This window comes from Pseudomonas sp. JV245A (assembly GCF_032424515.1).
Classification (GTDB): Bacteria; Pseudomonadota; Gammaproteobacteria; order Pseudomonadales; family Pseudomonadaceae; genus Aquipseudomonas; species Aquipseudomonas protegens.
The window spans coordinates 1-217 of the sequence record NZ_VYKE01000681.1 but is presented as its reverse complement, the minus strand read 5'-3'; the positions used below and the strand labels follow the sequence as shown (position 1 = coordinate 217).

At 60.8% G+C, this 217-nt stretch carries 1 pseudogene; it reads left to right on the top strand.

What is annotated here, in order from left to right:
* A pseudogene (locus F6S12_RS33600) lies at positions 1–217 on the top strand (nitrate ABC transporter substrate-binding protein); the annotation flags it as partial.

Here is a 217-nt window from a genome sequence, read left to right as displayed (position 1 = left end):
GACCCAGGACAGCAACAAGGAAGCCTACATCCAGCTGGTTTCGGGGCTGGCCAGCTACCCGCCGGTGATCTTGCAGGATGACCTCAAGGACCAGCGCCTGAGCGAGATCTTCCCCTCGACCCTGGACCCGGTGTTCCTCGGCAAACTGCAGGATTCAGTAGACCTGGCGGCCAAGGAACGCTTGATTCGCAAGCCGTTCAAGGTGGATGCCTGGGTC